The organism is Candidatus Methanoperedens nitratireducens (assembly GCF_900196725.1).
GTDB lineage: Archaea > Halobacteriota > Methanosarcinia > Methanosarcinales > Methanoperedenaceae > Methanoperedens > Methanoperedens nitroreducens_A.
In genome coordinates this window covers 1-3012 of sequence record NZ_FZMP01000241.1, presented here as the reverse complement: position 1 = coordinate 3012, position 3012 = coordinate 1, and the positions used below count along the sequence as shown (strand labels likewise).

At 39.3% G+C, this 3012-nt stretch carries 4 protein-coding genes; all 4 read right to left on the bottom strand.

Annotated elements, in window-relative coordinates:
- Positions 1–28 precede the first annotated feature (28 nt).
- Positions 29–352: a hypothetical protein gene (locus MNV_RS18090; RefSeq protein ID WP_096207342.1), complete on the bottom strand. Its 324-nt coding sequence runs from the start codon at positions 350–352 to the stop codon at positions 29–31.
- A 434-nt stretch (positions 353–786) separates the two neighbouring features.
- Positions 787–1581 (bottom strand): serine protein kinase RIO, encoded by a 795-nt coding sequence (locus tag MNV_RS18085; RefSeq protein ID WP_096207341.1) that lies wholly within the window; start codon positions 1579–1581, stop codon positions 787–789.
- Positions 1582–1590: 9 nt separating this feature from the next.
- Complete coding sequence (gene eif1A, locus MNV_RS18080; protein WP_257000115.1) at positions 1591–1905, bottom strand: translation initiation factor eIF-1A; 315 nt, start codon at positions 1903–1905, stop codon at positions 1591–1593.
- A gap of 379 nt (positions 1906–2284) precedes the next feature.
- Positions 2285–2590, bottom strand: a complete 306-nt coding sequence (locus MNV_RS18075) for a hypothetical protein (protein ID WP_096207339.1) — start codon at positions 2588–2590, stop codon at positions 2285–2287.
- Positions 2591–3012 lie beyond the last annotated feature (422 nt).

Genomic DNA, 3012 nt, shown 5'->3' with positions numbered 1-3012 from the left:
ACATCAAATATATTCATGTGTCACCAACCTACCCCTGTGTTCCGCTCAGCATTTCTTCTAACATTTCGTCTGTATTTAGCAGGTATCTCGCTCTTTCCATGTTTATTTCCTCAACCCTTTTCCATGAAGACCAGTTATGGATGAGTACTTTTTTGGGAAGAAGTTTCATGAAACCAGGAACCTGTCCCAGCATCTTCTCTATATCCTCAAGAGTATTTTCATATAACACATCGGGGTTGGCTTTGGGATAGATATGATCTCCATCTCCAGCATCAACTGTGATGTCAGCAAATGGCCCTTCACCAATTTGCTGGAAGATACCCTCAGGTACATTTATTTCTTTAAATTCCATTTAATTCACCTTCTGCTTAGTCCCCTGAATTGATTCAGAGTCTTTTTCTTGAACCCATTAGAAAAGTTTCTGTTGATTTTGGGCTCAAATACTTACAACCCCATAACTTAACATCTCAGGTATATATACCAATGAACACCATCATATATATAGTAATAACTTTCATATATATTTTTTTTATAATATCAGTACTATTTACGACTAATCATTATATCTAAAGTAGCTATCTGCTCTTCCTGCCAGACTATGTCGTTTCTGTCCACTGTAAAAACAATCAGTAACCTCTATTTCTTTTTTGATATAACTCTGAGATCTAACTTGAGTTTTGCGCCTGAAAAAATATTAAATCCCAGAAAACTACCTGAAATGCTAAACCTTTGAGCCTTCTCTTGATGCCCCGGCGCCTTCAGCCCGGGGTCACTGACTGTACTCTGTCATTTTCCTTCCTCCTTCTTTCTCTTTATTATTGAAATAACCTCATCACTATTTACAGGGATATTTAATTTCCCGAAGAACCGCGCGATATTGGCTACGTCTCGCTGCAGGTATGTATCTGCATTGAAATGGTCTGTCATAATGGACTGACCCATATCTATAATTACAGGCTCCATAGTATCCACATCCACTAATATATTATATTCGCTCAGATCGGCATGAACAAGTCTTGCTTTTGAATACAAAAGGCACATATATTCAATGATCCTGTTTAAAATATGCAATGCTTCCTCCCTGGTGAGCTTCACATCCTTGAGCTGGGGCATAGGAACACCATCCTTTCCAACGAACTCCATTAACAGGATGTTCCTCTTTGTGACATACGGTTTTGGCACCCTTACCCCTGCATCCTCCGCACGCTTTAAGTTCTTGAATTCTTTTCTTGTCCAGGCAAGGATAATATCTTTTCTTGAGTGTTTTATGCCGGTAAATCTCGGGTCGCCCAGGATATATTCTTTCATTGCATTGAAGTTCGCAGTGGATATAAGATAAATCTTTACTGCGATTTCGCCGTCCCGTTTTGAGATGGCATGGAAAAGGTTTGCTTCCTTTCCCGTTTTGAACGAGCCGCCGAGCGCATCGATATGCCCATTCTTGGAAAGTTCATAGAGAGCCATCAATGTGGCGTCATCAAAGACATCATTTAAAACAGCTCTCTGGCTTGAATCCTTGATCCGCATGCGGAGTTCATCGACCCGCTCATCCATGCGACTGAGCTTCTTATCGCTGATCATACCATAACATTAGCTTTTCAAAAATCCTTTTCGCTCAAGCCAGTTGACCTGAGGACCGCTGTATTTCCAGACTACATCAGCTTTTTCATTCTGGAAAGACCATGGTACTACTATGACCACATCCCTTTCCCGTATCCATGTGGATTTCTTCATTTTACCCGGAATGCGGGTGAGCCTTACCACGCCATCCATGCACCTTACTCGCAGTTTATTTGCCCCCAAAAGGCTTTCAACAGTCCCCAGAATTTCGCTCGCGCTTTTTTGCGGAAGGCGAACTCTGGTAAATTCTTCTGGCTGCTGATTGCTGTTTATCCGTCTATTCAATAATACCTCATGATTCTTGTCATATATGGTCTCAACCATAGGTAAAGGTTGCTAATTGTTCGGCATCATGCTAAAATACAATACTTAATAGTTTGATGTTATCAGATTGGATAGTATTGTTAGGTTTTGAACGTATTCTTAGGAACACGGTCAGAGAGCGAAACAAGACTATGCAGGGATTACAGAATGATGATACAGCGACAGAGTTTACAAAGGATTCAAGGCGTTCTATAACCACATAAGACCTCATCAAGCCTCGAATGGAAAAACACCAGCGCAGGCAGCAGGTATTGACCCTAAAGCTTGGGCGCAATCGATGGATGGGAATGATTCAAAAAAGCACTGAGAGCCAGAGAAAATAATGGTTCTCATTAATTTTTCATTTGCATTTATAATATACATTTCTGTTCACAAATCTGGCTATAATCATATCATTTTTTACCAAATCGTCTAAGACCAATTGAAAAGTTTGACTATGCAATGCATAGATGAGTGTATTTTTTGCCCACGGCTTAAGGTATAACTCACTTGCCCCTAAAGATGAAATTATACTTGGGCGCAGATTCTCCGTTAACTCATCAATAGTGTAAGCTTTCTTTTTATCCTCACATAAAAAACCTAATATTTCTTTTGCAAGTCCAACATACTTTTGTCCTTGATTAAACACATCATCACTAATTGGCATACTTTATGGATTGGTTAAAGGAAACTTAAAGTTTATCGCCGATACACCAATAGACTTCCTTAGATTAAATTTTCTTTTTTATCAAGAATTAATTTTCTTTTTTATCAAGAATTAGTTAACAATACCAACCCAGCAAACGAGTTTTGACACGGATTCACAGCAAACGTAGACTTGACAGAACCCTCAAAAGGAACTTTAATGTACTCTGTCAATTCCTCCTCTTTCTTCCTCTTTATGATTGAAATAGCTCATCACTATTTACAGAGATATTTAATTTCCTTAAATGCGAATCTCCTTCTCGCAACTCTTACACGGGAAAACCATACCTTTGATTGTTGAAATGATAGGATGCCTCTGATGCTGATGTCGGGCACAAAGCTATTAATCTTTTTCAGTGAGCACGTCCACACGCTGGTGAAGTT